General features: G+C 36.0%; 20 protein-coding genes. 12 read left to right on the plus strand and 8 right to left on the minus strand.

All coding sequences use genetic code 11. The annotated features are described in order from the left end of the window. The first annotated feature begins 25 nt into the window (after positions 1-25). Both B9N79_RS05300 and B9N79_RS05305 read left to right on the plus strand, forming a co-directional pair. Positions 26-1,102: an SIS domain-containing protein gene (locus B9N79_RS05300; protein ID WP_205635663.1), complete on the plus strand. Its 1,077-nt coding sequence runs from the start codon at positions 26-28 to the stop codon at positions 1,100-1,102. A gap of 32 nt (positions 1,103-1,134) precedes the next feature. Next, complete coding sequence (locus tag B9N79_RS05305) at positions 1,135-2,145, plus strand: SIS domain-containing protein (RefSeq protein ID WP_046217698.1); 1,011 nt, start codon at positions 1,135-1,137, stop codon at positions 2,143-2,145. A 579-nt stretch (positions 2,146-2,724) separates the two neighbouring features. Here B9N79_RS05305 and guaC read toward each other — a convergent pair. The 3 genes from guaC to B9N79_RS05320 all read right to left on the minus strand — a co-directional run bounded on the left by guaC (position 2,725) and on the right by B9N79_RS05320 (position 5,275). Next, complete coding sequence (guaC, locus tag B9N79_RS05310; protein WP_085117895.1) at positions 2,725-3,711, minus strand: GMP reductase; 987 nt, start codon at positions 3,709-3,711, stop codon at positions 2,725-2,727. A 642-nt stretch (positions 3,712-4,353) separates the two neighbouring features. Next, complete coding sequence (locus B9N79_RS05315) at positions 4,354-4,980, minus strand: RraA family protein (RefSeq protein ID WP_040056492.1); 627 nt, start codon at positions 4,978-4,980, stop codon at positions 4,354-4,356. 46 nt (positions 4,981-5,026) lie between these two features. Beyond that, positions 5,027-5,275 carry an HPr family phosphocarrier protein gene (locus B9N79_RS05320; RefSeq protein ID WP_040056491.1) on the minus strand — a complete coding sequence of 83 codons (249 nt, stop codon included), beginning with the start codon at positions 5,273-5,275 and terminating at the stop codon, positions 5,027-5,029. A 437-nt stretch (positions 5,276-5,712) separates the two neighbouring features. Here B9N79_RS05320 and B9N79_RS05325 point away from each other — a divergent pair, with 437 nt between their 5' ends. Continuing rightward, positions 5,713-5,892, plus strand: coding sequence for a hypothetical protein (locus B9N79_RS05325; RefSeq protein WP_040056490.1), 180 nt, complete (start codon positions 5,713-5,715; stop codon positions 5,890-5,892). A gap of 23 nt (positions 5,893-5,915) precedes the next feature. On the opposite strand, the gene B9N79_RS05330 is transcribed toward B9N79_RS05325, so the two are convergent. After that, complete coding sequence (locus B9N79_RS05330) at positions 5,916-6,659, minus strand: uracil-DNA glycosylase family protein (RefSeq protein ID WP_040056489.1); 744 nt, start codon at positions 6,657-6,659, stop codon at positions 5,916-5,918. Between the two features lie 49 nt (positions 6,660-6,708). After that, complete coding sequence (locus B9N79_RS05335) at positions 6,709-7,485, minus strand: VOC family protein (protein ID WP_085117897.1); 777 nt, start codon at positions 7,483-7,485, stop codon at positions 6,709-6,711. 323 nt (positions 7,486-7,808) lie between these two features. Between B9N79_RS05335 and B9N79_RS05340 the strand changes: the two genes are divergently transcribed. The 4 genes from B9N79_RS05340 (at position 7,809) to B9N79_RS05355 (ending at position 10,817) form a co-directional block, all read left to right on the plus strand. Then, complete coding sequence (locus B9N79_RS05340; protein ID WP_085117900.1) at positions 7,809-8,558, plus strand: AAA family ATPase; 750 nt, start codon at positions 7,809-7,811, stop codon at positions 8,556-8,558. Positions 8,559-8,572: 14 nt separating this feature from the next. Continuing rightward, positions 8,573-9,034, plus strand: coding sequence for an Imm6 family immunity protein (locus B9N79_RS05345; protein WP_040056486.1), 462 nt, complete (start codon positions 8,573-8,575; stop codon positions 9,032-9,034). Between the two features lie 122 nt (positions 9,035-9,156). After that, complete coding sequence (locus tag B9N79_RS05350) at positions 9,157-9,357, plus strand: DUF3311 domain-containing protein (RefSeq protein WP_040056485.1); 201 nt, start codon at positions 9,157-9,159, stop codon at positions 9,355-9,357. Then, positions 9,354-10,817, plus strand: a complete 1,464-nt coding sequence (locus B9N79_RS05355) for a sodium:solute symporter family protein (RefSeq protein WP_085117903.1) — start codon at positions 9,354-9,356, stop codon at positions 10,815-10,817. The genes B9N79_RS05350 and B9N79_RS05355 overlap by 4 nt, the downstream gene beginning before the upstream one ends. A gap of 117 nt (positions 10,818-10,934) precedes the next feature. Here B9N79_RS05355 and B9N79_RS05360 read toward each other — a convergent pair whose 3' ends face one another. Continuing rightward, complete coding sequence (locus B9N79_RS05360; RefSeq protein ID WP_019392140.1) at positions 10,935-12,263, minus strand: 6-phospho-beta-glucosidase; 1,329 nt, start codon at positions 12,261-12,263, stop codon at positions 10,935-10,937. A gap of 167 nt (positions 12,264-12,430) precedes the next feature. Here B9N79_RS05360 and B9N79_RS05365 point away from each other — a divergent pair, with 167 nt between their 5' ends. Both B9N79_RS05365 and B9N79_RS05370 read left to right on the plus strand, forming a co-directional pair. Continuing rightward, positions 12,431-13,162 (plus strand): MurR/RpiR family transcriptional regulator, encoded by a 732-nt coding sequence (locus B9N79_RS05365; protein WP_019392141.1) that lies wholly within the window; start codon positions 12,431-12,433, stop codon positions 13,160-13,162. 107 nt (positions 13,163-13,269) lie between these two features. Further along, on the plus strand, positions 13,270-14,325 hold the full coding sequence (locus B9N79_RS05370) for a lactonase family protein (protein WP_040056482.1): 1,056 nt from the start codon (positions 13,270-13,272) through the stop codon (positions 14,323-14,325). A 45-nt stretch (positions 14,326-14,370) separates the two neighbouring features. Here the strand turns inward: B9N79_RS05370 and B9N79_RS05375 are convergent, their stop codons facing one another. After that, positions 14,371-15,912, minus strand: a complete 1,542-nt coding sequence (locus tag B9N79_RS05375; protein ID WP_085117906.1) for an SMI1/KNR4 family protein — start codon at positions 15,910-15,912, stop codon at positions 14,371-14,373. 202 nt (positions 15,913-16,114) lie between these two features. On the opposite strand from B9N79_RS05375, the gene trhO reads away from it, so the two are divergent. Next, a complete protein-coding gene (gene trhO / locus B9N79_RS05380) occupies positions 16,115-17,083 on the plus strand; it encodes an oxygen-dependent tRNA uridine(34) hydroxylase TrhO (RefSeq protein ID WP_085117910.1) in 969 nt (322 codons plus the stop codon). A 27-nt stretch (positions 17,084-17,110) separates the two neighbouring features. Here trhO and B9N79_RS05385 read toward each other — a convergent pair whose 3' ends face one another. Continuing rightward, the gene (locus B9N79_RS05385; RefSeq protein WP_019392145.1) at positions 17,111-17,383 is read right to left on the minus strand and encodes a hypothetical protein; all 273 of its coding nucleotides are present in this window, start codon (positions 17,381-17,383) and stop codon (positions 17,111-17,113) included. Positions 17,384-17,934: 551 nt separating this feature from the next. Between B9N79_RS05385 and B9N79_RS05390 the strand changes: the two genes are divergently transcribed. Beyond that, positions 17,935-18,579: an SDR family oxidoreductase gene (locus tag B9N79_RS05390; protein ID WP_040056479.1), complete on the plus strand. Its 645-nt coding sequence runs from the start codon at positions 17,935-17,937 to the stop codon at positions 18,577-18,579. A gap of 464 nt (positions 18,580-19,043) precedes the next feature. Further along, positions 19,044-20,099, plus strand: coding sequence for a DUF5105 domain-containing protein (locus tag B9N79_RS05395; RefSeq protein ID WP_019392147.1), 1,056 nt, complete (start codon positions 19,044-19,046; stop codon positions 20,097-20,099). The last annotated feature ends 7 nt before the right edge of the window (positions 20,100-20,106 follow it).

A 20,106-nucleotide genomic window follows, 5' to 3' on the forward strand; every position in this document is an offset into this window, starting at 1 on the left:
TTCTAATAAAGGAAAGGTGATTAATGTGCAAGAGACAATGATGACCTATGTTCACGAAGAACAACAGGTTTGCAGGGAAATCTTAAATAATTACGAAAGAAACTTAGCCTCATTTCAGCAAATAATCAATAAGAAAAAACCAAGAAACTGGCTTATTCTTGCAACAGGTTCAAGTGCTAACGCTATGCTAAGTGTCAAATATTATATAGAAAAAGTGGCAGACGTGTCTATTGAGATTCAAGAACCATTTAACTTTGTCCATTACGGAAAAATTAGACAATCAGCTGATTTCGTTCTAGCTGTATCCCAAGGGGGACATAGTTATTCAACAATTGAAGCATTAAAGAAAGTTTATCGTGAAGATAGAGTTCCAACTGCTGTATTAACATCTAAATTGGATAGTCCTATTGCAAAATATGCTGATACTGTTATTGATATTGGGTGTGGGGTAGAGAAAGTTGGTTTTGTAACGAAAGGATTTACAGCGACTGTCCTCACTTCTCTGCTCATGGGGATTTTAGCGGGTGTTTCTTACGGAGAAGTAGGAGTAAAGGAAAAACAAAGAAAACTTGACGAGCTGAATAAAGCTATAGAGCATATTCCTATCATTATTCGTAAAACAGAACAATTTTATACTCAGCATTGGAAGGAATTAAATTCCATTCCTCGTTTTGCCATTGTGGGATATGGCCCGTCAGTTGGGACAGCAAAGGAAGGGGAGACAAAGTTTACTGAAACCATTCGGGTTCCTACTCAAGGCTTTGAGCTAGAAGCCTATATGCACGGTCCCTATTTAGAAGTCAATAAAAATTATAGTTTGATTTTCTTGAAAACGGGTGGAGTGCTTGCAGAACGTATGGAAAAATTGAAGGAGTATTTTTCATCTTATACAGAACATTGCTTTTCTATCTCAATGAATGAAGAAAGTGAAAGAGATGCAAAAACGTTATCTTTAGATATTGAGAGTAATGAACTTTTAAGCCCATTATTTATGGCCATTCCTCTTCAAATATTAGCCTATAGAATTACTACTGGAAAAGGGATAGATTTAGGAGTACGTATCTTTGATGACTTCGATAAAGTTTTAAAAAGCAAAGTTTAATTATAAAAACTAGTAATATAGGAGGAAACAAGATGTTGAAATTTGATGAAGAACTATATTTAAAGAATGGTCACATCACTTATGAGACTAGAGAAGAAATCGAGAAAATAGCGAATGAAATTTCTGAAGAAGGGTTTAGTAACATCTTTTTTATATCAGTTGGTGGGTCTATCTCCATCATGTGGCCGATTCAAGAAATGTTAAAACAAATGACTAATATTCCTGTATTTTCGGAACAGGCAGGAGAAGTGGTTCTAACAGGGCACAAACAATTAACAAAGGACTCTATTGTTATAATGGCTTCTAAATCTGGAGATACAAAAGAGACAGTAGCTGCTGCTGAATGGTGCAAGATAAATGGTTTTCGAGTTGTTTCATTAGTAGGAACTCCAGAAGCTCCTCTAGAAAAGGCTAGTAGGTGGGTTATCCCAAACAAAGCGAAGAATGGAGTAGAGTTTGAATACATGCAGTTATTTATGTTTGTATTTAAATTACTTTATAATGCTGGCGAATTTGATGATTATCCGGCATTCGCTAATCAGATAAAATATCTTCCAGATAATTTATTAAGAGCAAAGCAAAAGTTTGAACCTGTTGCAGATGAAATTGCTCAATCTTATCATGATGAACAATATAACATCTGGATAGGAAATGGAGAAATGTGGGGAGAAGTATATCTCTTTTCTATGTGTATCCTTGAGGAGATGCAGTGGGTGCGAACGAAGGCTGTTTCCTCATCTGAATTTTTTCACGGAACACTAGAGCTAATAGATGAAAATGTTCCTGTTTTTCTAGTTAAAGGTGAAGGAAAACGAAGAGTTCTTGATGACCGAGTGGAAAGGTTTTGTAAACAATATACGAAAAAGCTCGTTGTTCTTGATACAAAAGATTATGAGCTAACAGGGATTGATGAAAAGTTTCGATGGATTTTAGCACCAACGATCTCTTCCGCTCTTTTAGTAGATCGTCTAGCGCGTTATTATGAAAAATATACAGGTCATGATTTGGATATGCGTCGTTACTATCGACAGTTTGATTATTAAAATATATTTTTAAAGGGGTAGCTCCGAGGGAATTTGGAGATTATCTCCTTTTATACTGAGTTAAATATAGTTGTTATGTAGAGAAAGTTTATGTAAGCTAAGAAAATTAAATGAAGATAAGCGGAGTGAATGGAATTTTTGAAGAATTACTCAGTATGTTATTATACGAATAAGCTGTATTTATTCTTCTAAAAAGGTAGTGAAGCACTTTGGTAAAACTCATTTTATTTGCGAACGCTATCATCTTTTATTTATGGCTTATTCTCCAGATTGCTTTAGACGTAAGCGTTACTCGTAATTTATTAAACTACCTCATTTTAATTCTTATGTTTTTCTTACTTATTAAACACCTTAAAAAGAAAAGTCGGAAAATGGTGATGTTATAAAAGTTGCGTTACCAGCTGTCATTGTCATATTTATATTGTTGATTTTAATTCAAGTAGCTTTACAGGAAAATATTGTTCAAAATCCACTGAACTATGTGATTGTAGCGACCATTTTTTTCTTGCTATAAAGTATATAAAAAGCAGAGTACAATAAGAAAAGCCCAAGACACAAAGTCTTGGGCTTTTCTATTCATTAATACGTTTTATCTCCATTAAAAATCGAATTTTTCACGATTACATAATCAACGTTACGAATAGCTTCTAACTTATTGCCACCAGCATAAGAAATAGAAGACTGAAGATCCTGTTGCATTTCTGTTAACGTATCTTGAAGAGCACCTTTATGTTCTACGTACATTTTCTTTCCTTCAACGTTTTTCTTTTCGCCTTTTTGGAATTCTGAAGCTGAGCCAAAGTATTCTTTGTAGAGCTTGCCATCTTCTCGTACAACAGACTCTCCAGGAGACTCTTCATGACCAGCAAATAGAGAACCAATCATAACCATAGCAGCACCAAAGCGAACAGATTTTGCGATGTCCCCGTGCGTACGGATTCCGCCATCAGCGATAATTGGTTTGCTTGCGGCTTTTGCACACCAGCGAAGAGCAGCTAGCTGCCATCCTCCTGTTCCAAAGCCTGTTTTAATTTTTGTAATACATACTTTTCCTGGACCGATGCCAACTTTAGTTGCGTCTGCACCAGCGCGCTCTAATTCACGTACTGCTTCAGGCGTTCCAACGTTTCCAGCAATAACGAATGTAGTTGGTAAAAGGTTTTTAATATGTCCAATCATTTTAATCACGGCGTTTGAATGACCGTGGGCAATATCAATTGTAATATATTCTGGCGCAAGACCTTCATCCGCAAGCTGTTGAACAAATGTGTACTCTTCTTCTTTAACACCAACGCTAATAGATGCGAATAGTCCACGTTCTTTCATATCTTTTACAAAGGAAAGTCGCTTTTCTGGTTGGAAACGGTGCATTACATAAAAGTAACCGTTTTCTGCTAAGTAAACAGAGATTTTTTCATCGATAATTGTTTGCATGTTTGCAGGAACTACAGGAAGTTTGAACGTACGACCGCCAAACTCGACCGTTGTATCACACTCAGAACGGCTATTTACTACAGACTTAGCTGGAATTAACTGAATATCTTCATAGTCAAATACATTTTCCATTAGTTACACCTCTAAATACGAATATTTATATTTAAATTCACTTTCAACGTTCGTTAAAAATATACTTCATTTTGAGTGAGTTGTCAAACTTTTATAATATTTTTATTTTTCGAAAGGAAATAATATTTTTATAAGGATTTGAACATAAAAAGTAGGGAAGTAAGCGCTATATTCCTCTTTTCTTTTCTTCATTTAATTATTTCTATAGTTAAGAGGGAAAAGGCGTATTGTTCGGCTTTTTGAAGATCAACTAAAATAAAATGTGTAGGCGGGATGTAAATTAAAATACTTTCTGTTTATTTCTTTTTTAGCATCTTCGTTAAAAATGAACTTATTCAGATAAATTTAAAATAGAAGAATCAGTTTGGAATAGTGAAAGGAATAGACCTATGGAAAGAAGGGAGAAGACGAACCTTCCTATTTCGAACATAAGGCATATATTATAAGGGTGATGTGTAAATAATGTAGCATCGAAGTGCATGATCTTTATAAGAAAAATGATAGGATGTTATGAGAAGAAGTTATTTTCTAATGTTTTGTTAGGTGACCAAAAGGTTTTTCAATAAGCCTCATTTCTTTGATAATCTTGTACATAAGAGAAATAAAAAACCTAGCTTACCTGTAAGCTAGGTTTTTGCGCTGTTATTTTGCTGTTTTATTAATCATATTATCTAAGTATTCTTTAATAGCTTCAGGATTCCCAGAAATTTTTTGTTCTCTTTCTTCATCTTTGCGCAGTTTTTGAAGCGCCTTTTTTAACACTGTTTCTGCCTGACTTTGGGGAACAACTACAACACCGTCCGCATCACCAACAAGGATGTCGCCTTGACTGATTGAAACACCTCCGCAAGAAATCGGCACGTTCAATTCACCTACGCCTGCTTTTCCGCTTGCCGCAACAGCTGTACTTTTACAGAAAACAGGGAAATTCAGTTCTTTAATTCCAACAACATCTCGAACAGCACCGTCTACAACAAGTGCACTAGCCCCAAGCGTTTGCATCATTCCGACAACAAAATCTCCCGCAATTCCACGGTAGCTGTTTCCTTTTGTATCTATAATAATAACGTCGCCTTCTCTTGCTTGTCGTATGGCCTTTAAGACGGCAAGGTTATCTCCAACAGGCATCTTAACGGTTAGGGCTCGTCCGGCAAATTTGTACTCTTCTTTTAATGGTTTAATAGCTGAGTCCAAGTTATTTAACCCATCCATTGCATCTGATATACATGTTGTTGGTACTTCCTTAAACTGATTTATAATGTAGTCCATCCCTTTTCCCCCTGTACAGTTTAGTAGAAATCAAAAAAGTGGCGAGTTAGACAAGCTCAATAGGAAGATTGTTTTTCCAAAAAACGTGTGACATCGCTCGTTTTGCTCCTTCTTCATCTTCTCCATGTATTTCAACTTGAAATGATTGAGAATTAAGTACTGTATACGTTAGACCAAGAATACTTTTGGCATCAATCGTTTTATCATCTGTTTTGATGACAATGCTTGATTGAAATTTATTTGCTGTTTCGTTAATCTCCACAACAACTTTTGCTAATGATTTATTTAATACCATCTTTCACACGCCTCTCCAAATGTGTTCACTACTTTGTTAGACGGTTTAGCTTCTCTAAGGGTGTTATAAATGTCTACAATGTTCATTATATAATCATTTCCATAGATTATGAAAATAGAAAAAAAGAATGAATAACCATTAAGAAAACTTATCACAAAACTGGTAAGGTGAGAGAACATGTTAAAAAGAAACGGGGCGGAATTTGTTTACTGAATATCAGTAATAAATAATAAAAAGAAAGTATAAAAGAGAATAAGGGGAGGGGAAAACACCTTTTAATGTACTTGTTGATCTCTTAGTAAGAAAACTACAGAGTGAAAAATCTTAACAAATATGTTATATATGAAGCATTATTTTTTTTAGCTTTATAAGCATACTAATGAAAAAGATTTCGGATGCTTATAAAGGGAGAAATAAGTTTTAAAAGGAGAGGTAAGATGCGTAGAAGCTATACCGTATTCTTTTTATGTTTATTTATCGCTTGCATTACAGCTGGATTAGGATTTGAACGTCATTTTGATTATGCGATGCTCATTGGAACTGCTCTTGGGATTTTCTTTTTAATTTGTGCAGCTTTTGTGATGGGGAAAAAACGAAGAAAGTCAAAATTAGAATAAAAAAGAAAGGGCATAAAACCATTTTATGCCCTTTCTTGTGTCCACTGAAAAATGCCTTTTATTAACGCTTCTTTTCGTTGTTCAAACTGCTTGCGACGATGTCCATTCGCGCCTGATGGATGAGGGAAACCTGTTAAGAATGCTTGTTTAATTTTTCCTTCTTGGACTAAGTTTGTTAGAACGCGGTCAACAGCTTTTCCAAGAGGAATAACAAGGGTTTTAGAAGGTAACTGTGCAAGCTCCTCTGGGAATATAGTGTATGCGTAAGACGACAAAAGTTTATTTTTATCAATCATAGGCTGAGAACCTGTATAGTTTTTCCCTTTATAAAAAGCAGGATATTTGATAACCGATGTTGTATGAAGAATGTTTCGTTCTGTTGAAAAAAGAGAAGCAGCATCCTTTATCCCCAGAGCTGTCGGAAGACCGCATTCTTCTAACATGTGAATTAAATTTCTTCTCATACTTCCCGCAAAGCTTCCCGCTATTTTTGATTTTTTTAATCCTTCTTCTAATGAATGTCCATTAGCTAGTTCACTTCTCAATGTTTCATACGCCATTTTCATTTGCTGGAATCCTGGTGTAATCCCAACGATAATCACTTTGGCATCCTTATTGATATATTCATTATGCGGGGAATAGTAGATTTCAACGTTGTTTTCTTTTCCGGCGAGAAAAGATGAATGAAGCAGATGCTCACGCGAAAGTGATTGATTTAAAGGTAAGTTATAAATTGCTTCTAAGTAATCGCTAATCTTTTTTATCATGTTGTCGCACCTTTTTCTTTCTGTTTTACCCTGAACGAGCATCATTCATTCAAAACGGAAGGTTAAGCTGTGCTGGGACATCTTTATGAAAGTCAGGAGTAAAGTGTACTTGAAAAGCATACTCTTCTTTTGAAAAGCAAAGAAGATGGCTATTCCATTTAGCATTTTCTACTTTCTCTTCTAGCTCTTTTATAAAGGACAAGTCAGGTGTGCCAAACGTCACAACCATACGTGGAGGTAAAGCTTTTAAAGCAATCGGAATCCATGGCCTTGTTTTAGAAACAACAACAGCATGAGCGGTTCCGCTTATTACAAAGTTAAATATATCTTGATCCCGCTCTGTTTTCATAGTCAGTTTATTTTTTAGCCACTCTCTGAAAACAGGAACAGAAGAAACGGGAAAACCAACTTCTCTTATGTACATAATAGGAAGATCTCCTACTGGTTTTAGGACTGTTTCATTAACACTTTCATGAGCAATAATTTCTAAAAGATGACCGTCCCCGTCTCGGAAATAAAGGTTTCTTCGTCCGTTCTCGTCATCAATATATTCACCATTTTCTTGCTCTAGGAGAAGCAAGCGGGATTCACGTAAAAAAGATGCGGATTCATAGAATAGCGAATATGGCACTTGAAACGCGACATGAGCAGGTGATACAGGAATATATTCTTCTTTAAAACTTAGCGTTGTATAAGAGCTGATCTGAAAACGGATAAATGTTGAAGATTCATAGAGGATAGGGAAGTGAAGGCGCTCTTTGTAAATTTGTTTAACACCTTGAATGGATAGGGTATGGAGCTGGACATCAGAATAGTGAGTAATCATGGATAGGTCTCCTTTTAAGTAATAATAGCCTTTGTACTAAAATAATAAATTAAATTTAAAATCAGAATGTATTATAGTTTTTCAACTATTTCGTTATGGATAAATGAAGGTTCTAAAAGTCTAATCTTGTTGTAATAGGAGACTGTTTTTACAGAAATACCGCAGAACAAAGTCACTTTTCTAGTGGGATACCTCCTCAACGCTGCTCTTTCTTTTAGTATACAATACTCAGTCGTTTTTGGGATAAAATGTATTTGGTTATAGTTGTCTTTCTTTCTACATTGCTATTAAAATGAAAGAAAAAATAGGGAGGAAGAGTGTTTATGTTTTTGAGGAAAGTAAGACTACTACGCCATAAAGTGCCTAGTTTCGAGGAATTCCCTTTTTCAATTCCGGTCATTGGAGCGCTTGAAGAGCTCGATTTTAACACAGGCGTAACTTTTTTTGTGGGAGAAAACGGCTCTGGGAAGTCCACACTATTAGAGGCTATTGCATCAAATTGTGGCTTTCATCTCTCTGGGGGCGCTAAAAATAATCAGTATAGCACGTATGAACAAAAACCGATGTTAGATGAATATATTCGCTTATCATGGATGCCAAAAATCTCGAACGGTTTCTTTTTAAGAGCAGAATCATTTTATAATTTTGCTACCTATCTTGATATCCTCCAGAAAGAACATCCTGATCAAGATATTTTTAAAGCGTACGGAGGAAAATCTTTGCATGAGCAGTCACATGGAGAATCATTTCTTTCGCTTTTTTCACATCGCTTTAATGAGAAAGCTCTCTATCTTTTAGATGAACCAGAAGCAGCACTTTCTCCAGCGAGACAACTTGCATTACTGAAAATAATTCATGATCTTTCTAAAAAAGGGAATGCGCAATTTATCATTGCTACGCATTCTCCTATTTTATTAGGCTATCCAGAGGGAGTTATCTTGAATTTTGATTCTTCTTCCCTTGAGGAAATACGTTATGAAATGACAGATCATTATCAAATTACCCATTATTTTTTACAAAACCGGGACAGAATGCTTCATCATTTATTGACAGAAGAAGACGAAACAAAATAGAAAGAAGGTGTAATATGCTAGAGCATTTTTTATCGCTAAGTCCAAGGAGTCAAGTTGCTTGTTTAGTTCTATTAAGTGAGAAGGTTGTAGATCGGTTAAGGGGGACAGAAGGGTATCCAGAAGCAAAAAGAGCGCTGAGACGCTGTGCGGACTGGTCGAAAGTTCAAAGAGAAAAAGGAGATAATCTGTACTCATTGCTCGAGGATGGAAGCGATGAGTCAGGTTTATTTAATTATACAGGGTATATAGATATGGAAGAGGAGACTGAACAGGTTTGGGACTGTGTTGTAAGTACAGTAGCATATACTGCTTATTGGGCTTATGCCTATGAGGGACAGAAGTATGTTCCTCAAACGCTTGAAAGCATTGATGAAGAGCTTATCGAACATTTTTTGGCGGGATTTTATGCGCTTGATCCGAGTTATCAGCAAATAGTGGCTGAAACTATTGCCGAGGTAGAAAGCTTTCTTATATAAGAAAATTCACAATGCCAGGCGATTCTTCTTTGTAGTTTTTAAAATTCGTTTTATAATAGAAAAGTTACTCCTCTATAAAAGATATCGTATAGGGGATGAGTTGTAATAAGGAGGTTTTCTGGATGAGAAAGATCTATTTACTTTCGCTTGTACCCTTTATTGCTATATTAGGGTTTCTTCCCTTTGTAAACAGAATAGAGCCTTTTGTATTAGGGTTACCCTTTAATATGTTTTGGATGGCCTTATGGACAGCGTTAACATCAGTCATTCTAGGCATTATGTACAAATTAGACCCGCGGAATCGGGAAGGGGAAGAAAAATGAATTTGGCACTTTTTATTATTTTAGCATTTTTACTTTTAGCTCTTTATTTAGGTATCCGTGCTTCAAAGGGAAAAGAAATGAACTTAGAAGAATGGACAGTAGCAGGCCGCGGATTTAGTGGAATATTTGTTTTTCTACTGATGGCGGGTGAAATTTATACAACGTTCTCCTTTTTAGGAGGAAGCGGCTGGGCGTATGGAAAAGGAACGCCTGCTTTGTACGTTATGATCTATATTACGCTCTCTTATGTTCTCTCATATTGGCTTCTTCCAAGTATTTGGAGATATGCTAAAGAACATAATTTAGTTTCTCAATCAGATTTTTTTGTAAGTAAATATAAAAGCCCGTATTTAGGTGTGCTAGTAGCAATCGTTGGTGTTATTGCGATGATTCCTATTATTGTTGTTCAGCTTAAAGGGCTTGGAATTATCGTGTCACAAGCTTCATATGGAGCCATTTCTCTCTCAACAGCTGTTTGGGTAGGAGCGATTTGTCTGACGGTGTATGTGATGATTTCGGGAATTCATGGTTCTGCATGGACAGCGGTTATTAAAGATTTTATGATGGTTGGTATTATTGGATTTTTAGGAGTGTATCTACCCCTTCATTATTATGGAAGTTATCATGATATGTTTCAAGCCATTTACAGTGTAAAACCTGAGCTTTTAAAGCTACCAGATGAAGGCTATAGCGTTTCTTGGTTTATTTCAACCGTTATTTTACTTGTGCTTGGTTTTTATATGTGGCCACAAGTGTTTAGTTCAACATATACAGCCAAGAGTGGAAAAGTCTTTCGCAGAAATGCGATTATTAGTCCACTTTATACACTTATGCTTCTTTTTGTCTTTTTTGTAGGATATGCAGCTGTTTTAAAAGTTCCGGGCTTACAGGGGGGAGACGTTGATTTAGCTTTATTAAGCTTATCGATTCAGACATTTGATCCATGGTTTATTGGAATCATAGGAGGTGCTGGGCTGCTAACAGCGCTTGTGCCTGGCTCCATGATTTTGCTCAGTGCTTCAACGCTATTATCAAAAAATGTTTATAAAGTATTCGTTCCGTCTGCCCCTGATGAGAGAGTTGTTAAATTAGCTAAAATGCTTGTTCCTTTTATTGCTCTTATTTCGGTTTATTTTACACTAAATGAAGGAACAACTCTCGCTACAATTTCACTTATGGGCTATAACATTATGACGCAGCTTTTTCCAAGTTTAATTTTTAGTTTGAGAAAACGCAACTTTGTAACAAAGCAAGGAGCAGCAACGGGTATTATTGTTGGACTTGCTACTGTAACTTACATCACGTTAAGCGGAACAACGATTGCCACATTGTTCCCTAACATTCCTCAGGGAATAAAAGATTTAAATATTGGATTCATTGCATTATTTATTAACGTAATTATAACGATTATTGTGAGTTTAATGACGAAAAAGCTAAATAACAGGCAAAGTAACATATAATATATTCTTCATTCCTTTCATGAGCAGTAGGTCAAAGTGTCAGGGAAATAACTAGCTTTTAACAATCCAGTATCCATCAAAAAAACGGTCTGAAATTAAATTCAGACCGTTTTTTATTTAAGCTTCAACGCGTGTGAAAAAGTTTGGTAAATAGTCTTTATGAGCTTCTAGCATTTCATCTAAAATGACTTTAGCCATTTTATCAGATGGTACAAGCGGGTTAATTGTTAAGGCAAGAAGAGCCGTGTCATAGCTTCCTGTTACAGCAGCTTCTGCGGCAACGCGTTCAAATGATTTAATTTGGCTAACAAGTCCTTGGGCAGCAACTGGAATTTCACCATTCACAACAGGACGAGGCCCTTCTTTTGTAATAACGCAGCTTACTTCAACAGCAGATTCTGCTGGGATAAATGAGATTGCTCCGTTATTGATTGTGTTAACAGGTTGAATATCTCGCTTATCGTTATAAATAGAAGAAATTAAGCGAACAGCTGCGTCACTATAGTAGGCACCGCCACGTTCTTCTAACTGAGGTGGTTTTACGGCTAGATTTTCATCTTTGTACAGTTCAAACAGTTCAGTTTCTAGCTTTTTCACAACTTCCGCACGTGTTGTGCCTTCTTCAAAGTTTTTAAGCTCTTTTTGCAGCGTTTGTTCTTTTTTATAGTAGTACAGGTGGTATGGGCATGTGAGCGCATTCAAAGCTTTTAAGAATCCAGGCTCCCATTCTTGACCTTCGATGTTTTTCACAAAGCTGCTGTTTTCAGGATCTGACAGCTTTTCAATTACTTGTTCTTTTACGCTAACACCATCCAAATAAACATCTAACCCATATACCATATGATTTAAACCAGCAAAATCAATAGAGATTCGAGAATGATCGACGTCTAATAATTTAGCAATCCCCATTTCCATTCCGATTGGTACATTGCACAAGCCAACAATTTTCTTGTGATTGCTATAGCGAAGAACAGCTTCAGTTACCATACCAGCTGGGTTCGTAAAGTTAATGAGCCAAGCGTTTGGACATAGTTTTTCAATATCGTTTACGATATCTAAAATAACAGGAATTGTGCGCAGGCCTTTGAAAAGTCCACCTGGTCCATTCGTTTCTTGTCCTAATACGCCATGTTTTAATGGAATGCGCTCATCTTTTGCACGAGCATCAAGAAGACCAACGCGAAGCTGTGTTGTAACAAAGTCAGCATCTTTTAATGCTTCCTTGCGGTCTAAAGTTAAATGAACTTCAATATCTAATCCAGCTTTTGCAATCATGCGTTTTGCGAGATTGCCAACAATCTCTAGTTTTTCTTTTCCTTCTTCTATATCAACAAGCCAAAGCTCTCTTAGCGGTAATTCATGATAATGTTTAATAAACCCTTCTACTAGTTCAGGTGTATAGCTTGAGCCTCCACCAATAGTTACAATTTTAATTCCTTTTGACATTGTGAAAACCTCCAATAACTAAAATTGAGTACACATTAAGTGTAATCGCTTTACTAAAAGGGAGTAAATAGAGAGAGGGCGTTTAGGTTTTTATGACGTTAAAAGGCATTTGTTACATTTCCGAAACACTATGTTTCATGTTATTCTTAAAAGGAAGGAGGGAGAAAATGTTTTCAAGTGAAATGATTTCTTCGTTTAATGAACTTGAAACTGCTTTATATAACTACATATGTAAAAATGGCGAAAAAGTCGTATATATGCGAATTCGTGATCTTGCTAACGAAACGCATGTTTCAACGTCCACTATTTTACGATTTTGTCGGAAAATAAACTGTGAAGGTTTTTCAGAGTTTAAAGTAAAATTGAAGCTTCATTTAAATCAATCGCAGGAAGTTAAAGTAAAAAGCAGCCAATATGCTCTCTCTGAGTTTGTAGAAAGAATTGAGAGTTTTCAAGAAGGAATAAAGAGAGCCGTCGATCTTATTACAAGTTGTGATAACGTTATTTTTATTGGAACAGGAAGCTCGGGGATTTTAGCTGAATATGGCGCTCGATATTTTTCGAGTATCGGAAAGCTCTCTATGTATGTAAAAGATCCTTATATGCCTATTCAGGCAAATTTTTTACATAATAGTACAACAATAGCTCTGTCTGTATCAGGGGAAACTAGCTTTACCGTGTCCCACATTCATCAGTTAAAAGAGAGCGGAAGTCATATTGTGAGTATTACGAATAACAAACATTGCACAATGAGCAAGATGGCTGATGTGAATATTTCTTATTATGTAAACGAAGAATGGATAAATGGAGCGAATATTACAACACAAATGCCTGTTGTCTATCTTTTAGAAGAGATGGCGCGTGAGGTACACCGTGTTTCAACAAGAGCAGAAAATTAGAAGCTTTTTCTTTTAATTGTGTAAGGTTGAACAAATTGAACGTTGTCTCAATGGAAAAGGTCATTTACAATAAAAGAAATCAATTATTTTGGGGAGGTAGTATTTACATGGAAAGCAAGAAGTTTACTGGTTATGTTGGCACCTATACAAAAAGAGGAAGTAAAGGGATCTATTCCTTCACACTTGATGTGGAAAATGGAACGCTTTCTTCTGTGAAGGAAGCGGCACATGTGGATAATCCTACATATTTAACATTAAGTAAAGATGAGAAATATTTATACTCTGTAGCAAAAGTAGGCGAAGAAGGTGGACTTGCTTCATATGCTGTCACTGGAGGAGAACTGAAAGAACTTAATACAGTAACAGCAGAAGGAGCACCTCCTTGTCATGTAACAACAAATACTGAAAATACAGAAATTTATACAGCAAACTATCATAAAGGCACAATTGAGCTATATGAAGTTAATGAGCAGGATGGCACTGTAAATACTGCACTTGACATTGTTGCGCATGAGGGATCTGGTCCACATGAAAGACAAGAAAAGCCTCATACACACTATGCAGGACGAACGCCTGATGAAAAATATATACTTGCTATTGATCTAGGAAGTGATCAAATTGTAACATATGTAAGAGAAGGTAAAGAACTTAAGCAAGTAGCTACACTTTCTACGAAAGAAGGAAGTGGTCCACGTCACATTGCATTCCACCCAAATGGAAAGTATGCATATGTTATGACAGAAATTAGCTCAGAAGTTATTGTACTTCGCTATGATGAACAAAGCGGTGCATTTACAGAGCTTCAATACATTTCAACTATTCCGGAAGACTTTACGGAGAACAATCAAGGAAGCGCTATCTATTTATCACATGACGGACGATTTGTTTATGCAGGGAATCGCGGTCACAATAGCATTGCTGTATTCAAAGTTCACGGTGATTCAGGGTTGCTTACATTTGTGGAACATACGTCAACAGAAGGAGACTGGCCACGTGATTTTGTATTAGATCCAACAGGAGAATTTGTGGTCGCTTCAAACCAAGAGTCAGACAATCTTGTTCTGTTTAGAAGAGATGAAGAAACAGGAAGGCTGTCCCTTCTTCAAAAAGATGTAACTGTTCCAGAGCCGGTATGTGTGAAATTTGCGACACTTCCACAATAAGAATAAAAAATAAAATCGGTTTTGGGAGAAATCCCAAAACCGATTTTATTTACGTTGTTCATTTAAATAATGATGCCAAATGTCTTCTTCTTCCGCTGATGTTTCACCAATGAGCGTAGAAAAATCAACTTTTCGGCTGAAAAGGTCTTTCAAAAGATTGAACTGCTGAAAAGATCCTGAAAATTTTGTGAGAGAAGAAGAACGAGCAATTTTTTCTAAATTTACTATTTCTGAACCTCTCAGCTCTAAGTCTTTAAGCTGTGGAAGGGTTGCTAATGCTTCGGCATCTTTTACAATACAATCAGAAAAAGTAAGCTGTTTCAGTTTCTTCATCTTTTTCATAAAATCAAGATGAAGAAAAGATCCTTCTGAAATCTCAAGCGTTTGAAGGTTTGTTAGTTGTTCAAGAACTTCTATTTCTTCTTGCTTTACATTTTGCAAGCTTGAAATAGACAGGTGTTTTAATGTCTTTATTTTTGAGAGAGCATGAAGTTGCTCACTGTTTTCAATAGAAACAAAAAGAGACTGAATAGATAGCTGTGAAAGTCCGCTGTAATTAAGATGGCCCATCTCTTTTAAGTGAAGAGTTTTTAAGACTGGAAATGAAGCAAGCTGTGATAAATCTTTTAAGGCTGTTGCGCTTACGTTTAATTCCTTTAAATGAGGAAGATGACTAATTGATCTTACATCCTCAACAGGGGTATGTGCTAAAAATAACTTTTTTAACCCATTCATCCTTGCAAGAGGACTTAAATCTTTCACATTATTGCCACTTAAAATAAGCTCTTTCATTTCTGTACATAGAGAAAGAGGTGAAAGATCATCTACCTTTGGACCTCTTAGAAAATAAAGTTGTTTGCTTTTTATAAACCGCTGTGGAGACAAAGAGGTTTCATCAACAATTTCTCTCCAGGATGAGTTAAGCGAACTATACCACTTTTCTAGCTCGTTTGGTGATGTAGAAGCAAACTGAGGACGAAGTACTGGAAGACTCATATCAGACAGCTCATCAAAAAAATGATCGCCATCGCTGTCTCCATATGACCAGGATACTGTGTCATCCTCATTATATATCGTATAATTTCCGCTTCGAATTGTTTTTAACATAAAGCGAAGAAAGTCATTCAGGCTTTGGGCAATAACATATTTTGTTTCTTCATCTCGTCCAAAATTAATAACTTGGCCTTTCATTCCTTGCACATCAGGCGAGAGATCAACGCCCATATTATTGCCACCGAAATCTTTGCTAATAGGGATCCACTTAGAGTTTGTATATAGTTCTTCTATCCAGCCAGTTGGCACTGAGTAAGAATCAATTTCTTCATTTAAATCAGTCCCTATACTTTTCCATACCCTCCATTCTTCTAGAAGCCCATCTAATGAAAGAAAAGGAAGACCAAAGAAAAACCCTGGCCCATTTTCTTCTTCTCCATCACTATAAAGGTATAGTTGCCGAAGTTCGTTTGGAAACGTAACGCCAATTTCTTTTTCTACTTCTTTTATCTTTTCCTCTGAGGCAGGAGGATTAAGAAAGGAAGAAAATAAAGGGGTCATTTCTTGTTCGAGATCCTTCATAAGAGCATTCATACCGGTTTCTCCTTTATCTTTTTCTTTTTATCATACAATAAATAACCATTCCCATAAATAGTGAAAAGGTGATAAATAGTGGTAGAAGAATAGCTGCTCGCTACATTTTTAAAATAAGTCGTTTTCAATATAGAGTGTTTTGTTGTATAATGGATAGCGTTGGCTTGCAACCAAATCTACAATTGAACAGGATGTTTTAACTATGGAAAACAAACAATATAGAGTATTGCTTTATTATCAGTACGTAAAAATCGAAAATCCAGAAGAGTTTACGGCTGAACATTTAGCATTTTGTAAAGAACTTGGGCTACTAGGTCGTATTCTAGTTGCTGATGAAGGTATTAATGGAACCGTTTCTGGAACAGTCGAACAGACTGAACAATATATGAAAAAAATGCACGCGGACCCACGTTTCGCAGATATGGTCTTCAAAATTGATGAAGAAGATGAGCATGCATTCCAAAAAATGCACGTTCGTTATCGTCCAGAGCTTGTAAATCTTCAGCTGAACGAAGATGTTAACCCACATGAGTTAACAGGAAAATATCTTGAACCAAAAGAATTTTATGAGCAAATGCAAGATGACAATACGCTTGTTATTGACGCACGTAACGACTATGAATATGATGTTGGTCACTTCAGAGGAGCGATCCGTCCGGATATCCGTACGTTCCGGGAGCTTCCTGATTGGATCAAAGAAAATAAAGAAATGCTTGATGGTAAAAAAATCTTAACGTACTGCACAGGTGGAATTCGCTGTGAGAAATTCTCAGGTTGGCTTGTACGTGAAGGCTTTGAAGATGTTTCTCAACTTCATGGTGGAATTGTAACCTACGGTAAAGACCCTGAAGTGCAAGGTCAACTTTGGGATGGCCAATGCTATGTGTTTGATAAACGTCTAACAGTTCCTGTTAACAGAGTAGAACACGTTATTGTTGGGAAAGACTACTTTTCAGGCGAGCCTTGTGAGCGCTATGTAAACTGTGCAAACCCAGAATGTAACAAGCAAATTATCTGTTCAGAAGAAAATGAACATAAATATATGCGCGGCTGCACGCACGAATGTCGTGTGACACCAAGAAACTTATATGTAAAAGAGTACGATCTTTCAGAAGAAGAAATTCAAGAAAGATTAGCTGTTATTGAACGTGAAGAAGCAGCAACGAAATAAAAAATCCTCCTTTTTAGGAGGATTTTTTTATACACATTTAAGCAAGCTATAGCGCTGTGTTAAGGCGTCTAAGCGATGTTTAACAAGCATATGAAGTTCAGCTTTGTACACAGTACCTAGGGCTTTTTTGACGTTCATTTTTATAATAAAGGCATTAATTTGGTCTTTTACATAGTTCTTTACTTGATTTTCGTAGAATAAATGTTTTGAACGAAGTTTTTGTTCTACGTCGCGTACTAAGGAGAAAGAAAATTGAACAAGTTCATAGTCAGGTTGAAGCATGAAATCTTGGATTCTCATAAGATAGCCTCCTTATTTACATTGTTGTAATAAAGTTTACAAAAAATCAATAGAGAAGTCACTCAAAAGTTGTCGAAAATAAAATAATAAAAAATCACTCTTTATATGTATGATAAAAAGGGAAAGAGGTGTACAAAAGAGGTAAATAAATATTATACCCACATTTTGAAGGGGCAAACAACAAAGCACATTTTCTATTATATATAGAAAATATACTTTGTTTCTTAATCGTAAAATAATTACGGCTTTTTAAAAAAACTCCATGTCAGTTTCTTTTCCACTATTTTTATTTTTAAACTTATTTAATTTTACTAAAATAAGATACTTCCTCCAAGTTAGAAAAGGAGGAGTTTTGACCACTATTATAGGAATAAGGAAACAATTTTTGGAAATGGAAGGGTAAAAAAAGTTTTTTATCGTGTTTAGGGAATAAGAAAAAGAGAAAAAATTTATGATGAGAAGGGAGCAAACAATCTAAAGCAGATTGTTTGCTCGTTTATCATCCTTTTGAAATAATGGAAAGAAATACAGGGAAAAGGAGTTTGATACATATGAAAGTATTGCTTATTGGCGCTAACGGAGGAGTTGGACAACATATCGTGCCACTTCTTCAAAACAGTACAGAGCATAGTGTGCGTGCAATGGTCCGCAAAGAAGAACAAGCTGAAAAATTAAGAGATAATGGCATTGAAGCTGTTGTGGCAAGTCTAGAAGGCACAGTGGACGAGATCATAGAAGCGGGAAAAGATTGCGATGCATTTATCTTCTCAGCAGGTTCAGGTGGAAGTACAGGAGAGGACAAAACTCTTCTAGTAGATTTAGATGGTGCGGGAAAATCTATCGAAGCGGCTGAAAAGCTTGGAATTAAACGATTTGTGATGGTAAGTGCTCTTCAAGCCCATCACCGTGAAAATTGGAACGGAAACTTACTTCCATACTATGTTGCGAAGCATTATGCAGATAAAGTACTGGAAAGCAGTTCACTGAACTATACAATTGTTCGTCCAGGGGGCCTTCTAAATGATGCTGGAACAGGTAAAGTTAAAGTTTCGGAAAATCTAGAAAGAGGATCTATTCCACGTGAAGATGTGGCAAAAACAGTTGTAACGGCTATTACAGAAGAAGCAACGTTTAAACGTGGATTTGATTTAGTTTCTGGAGATCAAGACGTTTCAGAAGCATTACGTTCTTTATAAGTAAAAAGACTAAAAAAGAGAGAAGGAGGCGTCCTTCTCTCTTTTTTTTGAAAAATAAGCAAAAAAAACTATAGATCGAACGGACTATATAGAAATCTATTTACATCCCTTTATAGAAAAAGGTAAATGTTAAAGAAAACAATAACTATAAACCCTATTATAGCAATAAATGTTCGTATTTTTCTACATTGGTAAAAAGGAGGGGGATATCCTTCTTTTGGGTATTTTACACTATGAAAAATGGTTTTTATATAGGATATAAAAGGAAAAGGTATATGAAAAATAAGTAAAATTACTTACATGATTTACCTTGACCAGCCCCAAATTGTTACTTATTATGGAAAAAGAAGTTTTTAAGAACTCTTATTCAGCGCTGATACATAAAAGAGTGAAGGGAACTAAAAAATACATATGGCAAATTCAGGTGAGGAATTGTGCTTTAAGTAACAGGAGGAGAACGCGTGATGTGGAAAAAATTAAGTGTTGTAGGGATGAGTTCGGCACTAGCTTTAAGTTTAGCTGCATGTGGGTCTGAGTCAAGTTCGACAGAGGGAAAATCTTCAGCTAAAAGCGATGTTATTGAGGCCTCGATTAAGGATGCAACATACGTTATTTCAAGTGAGGACGATGGTCAATCTGTAGACTCTGAAACAGGTCTTCTTGAGGTCGATGTGAAAGTTACAAACAAGACAAATTCTTCAATTATGCTTGATTCATATGATGGAGTTAAGCTTTATGATGGGGACGAGCAAATAGAACCTGAAAACGTATATGATACAGAAGTAGGCTTAGATGACGATAGCAGCGGCACTATTGGCGGCAAAAAAGTCAAGAATGTAAAGTACTACTTTAACGTTGAGAAAGATAAAAGTTATGAAGTTGGTTTAAAACCAAGAACAAAAGACGTGGAAGATGAAGCTGAAGAAGTGATGCTCAAGCTAGATACAAAGAAATATGATGATAGTTTTGAGGCACTTCAAGATCCTGCAAAAGCAGTTGAAGCATATGTGAAAACTCTTTACTTTGGTGAAGAAGATAAAAACTATGACAAACTAGTTTCAGCAGATAAAGAGAAAATAGAAGAACAAGCAAAAGAAGCATTTGTTGATAGAATGAGCACAGCAACTAGTGGTACAAATGTAGATGACTCAGAAATGAATAAGATGTATGACGCTTATAAAGCGACGCTTGCAGAGAAGGCAAAACTAGAACCGAGAGTTGTAGCAAGAGGAAAAGATAAAGCAGAAGTGAAATTAAAGTATTCAAGCGTTTCTCTTTCTGACGTTTATGATGCTCTAGGCGATTATGCTAAGGAATACATGGAACAAAATGCAACATATGATCGAGAAGCCGCTTATGGATATGCAGTTACAAAATTTGATAAGATTATGGAAGATACAGATGCAAAGAACAGTTCATACGACATGACTATTGACTTAAAACTGAAAGACGGAAAATGGGAAATTGACTCATCTGCCGTAAAAGATTTTAACACAGCATTTGGTGAAGGACTGCTTTAATAAGGGG

It is taken from the genome of Priestia filamentosa, assembly GCF_900177535.1.
GTDB classification, from domain to species: domain Bacteria; phylum Bacillota; class Bacilli; order Bacillales; family Bacillaceae_H; genus Bacillus_I; species Bacillus_I filamentosa.

Bases quoted from the DNA above. Each gene is read 5' to 3' on its own strand.
- B9N79_RS05305 (WP_046217698.1), top strand. From the start codon at position 1,135: ATGTTGAAATTTGATGAAGAACTATATTTAAAGAATGGTCACATCACT.
- guaC (WP_085117895.1), bottom strand. From the start codon at position 3,711: ATGGAAAATGTATTTGACTATGAAGATATTCAGTTAATTCCAGCTAAG.
- B9N79_RS05315 (WP_040056492.1), bottom strand. From the start codon at position 4,980: ATGGACTACATTATAAATCAGTTTAAGGAAGTACCAACAACATGTATA.
- B9N79_RS05320 (WP_040056491.1), bottom strand. From the start codon at position 5,275: ATGGTATTAAATAAATCATTAGCAAAAGTTGTTGTGGAGATTAACGAA.
- B9N79_RS05325 (WP_040056490.1), top strand. From the start codon at position 5,713: ATGCGTAGAAGCTATACCGTATTCTTTTTATGTTTATTTATCGCTTGC.
- B9N79_RS05330 (WP_040056489.1), bottom strand. From the start codon at position 6,659: ATGATAAAAAAGATTAGCGATTACTTAGAAGCAATTTATAACTTACCT.
- B9N79_RS05335 (WP_085117897.1), bottom strand. From the start codon at position 7,485: ATGATTACTCACTATTCTGATGTCCAGCTCCATACCCTATCCATTCAA.
- B9N79_RS05340 (WP_085117900.1), top strand. From the start codon at position 7,809: ATGTTTTTGAGGAAAGTAAGACTACTACGCCATAAAGTGCCTAGTTTC.
- B9N79_RS05345 (WP_040056486.1), top strand. From the start codon at position 8,573: ATGCTAGAGCATTTTTTATCGCTAAGTCCAAGGAGTCAAGTTGCTTGT.
- B9N79_RS05350 (WP_040056485.1), top strand. From the start codon at position 9,157: ATGAGAAAGATCTATTTACTTTCGCTTGTACCCTTTATTGCTATATTA.
- B9N79_RS05355 (WP_085117903.1), top strand. From the start codon at position 9,354: ATGAATTTGGCACTTTTTATTATTTTAGCATTTTTACTTTTAGCTCTT.
- B9N79_RS05360 (WP_019392140.1), bottom strand. From the start codon at position 12,263: ATGTCAAAAGGAATTAAAATTGTAACTATTGGTGGAGGCTCAAGCTAT.
- B9N79_RS05365 (WP_019392141.1), top strand. From the start codon at position 12,431: ATGTTTTCAAGTGAAATGATTTCTTCGTTTAATGAACTTGAAACTGCT.
- B9N79_RS05370 (WP_040056482.1), top strand. From the start codon at position 13,270: ATGGAAAGCAAGAAGTTTACTGGTTATGTTGGCACCTATACAAAAAGA.
- B9N79_RS05375 (WP_085117906.1), bottom strand. From the start codon at position 15,912: ATGAATGCTCTTATGAAGGATCTCGAACAAGAAATGACCCCTTTATTT.
- trhO (WP_085117910.1), top strand. From the start codon at position 16,115: ATGGAAAACAAACAATATAGAGTATTGCTTTATTATCAGTACGTAAAA.
- B9N79_RS05385 (WP_019392145.1), bottom strand. From the start codon at position 17,383: ATGAGAATCCAAGATTTCATGCTTCAACCTGACTATGAACTTGTTCAA.
- B9N79_RS05390 (WP_040056479.1), top strand. From the start codon at position 17,935: ATGAAAGTATTGCTTATTGGCGCTAACGGAGGAGTTGGACAACATATC.
- B9N79_RS05395 (WP_019392147.1), top strand. From the start codon at position 19,044: ATGTGGAAAAAATTAAGTGTTGTAGGGATGAGTTCGGCACTAGCTTTA.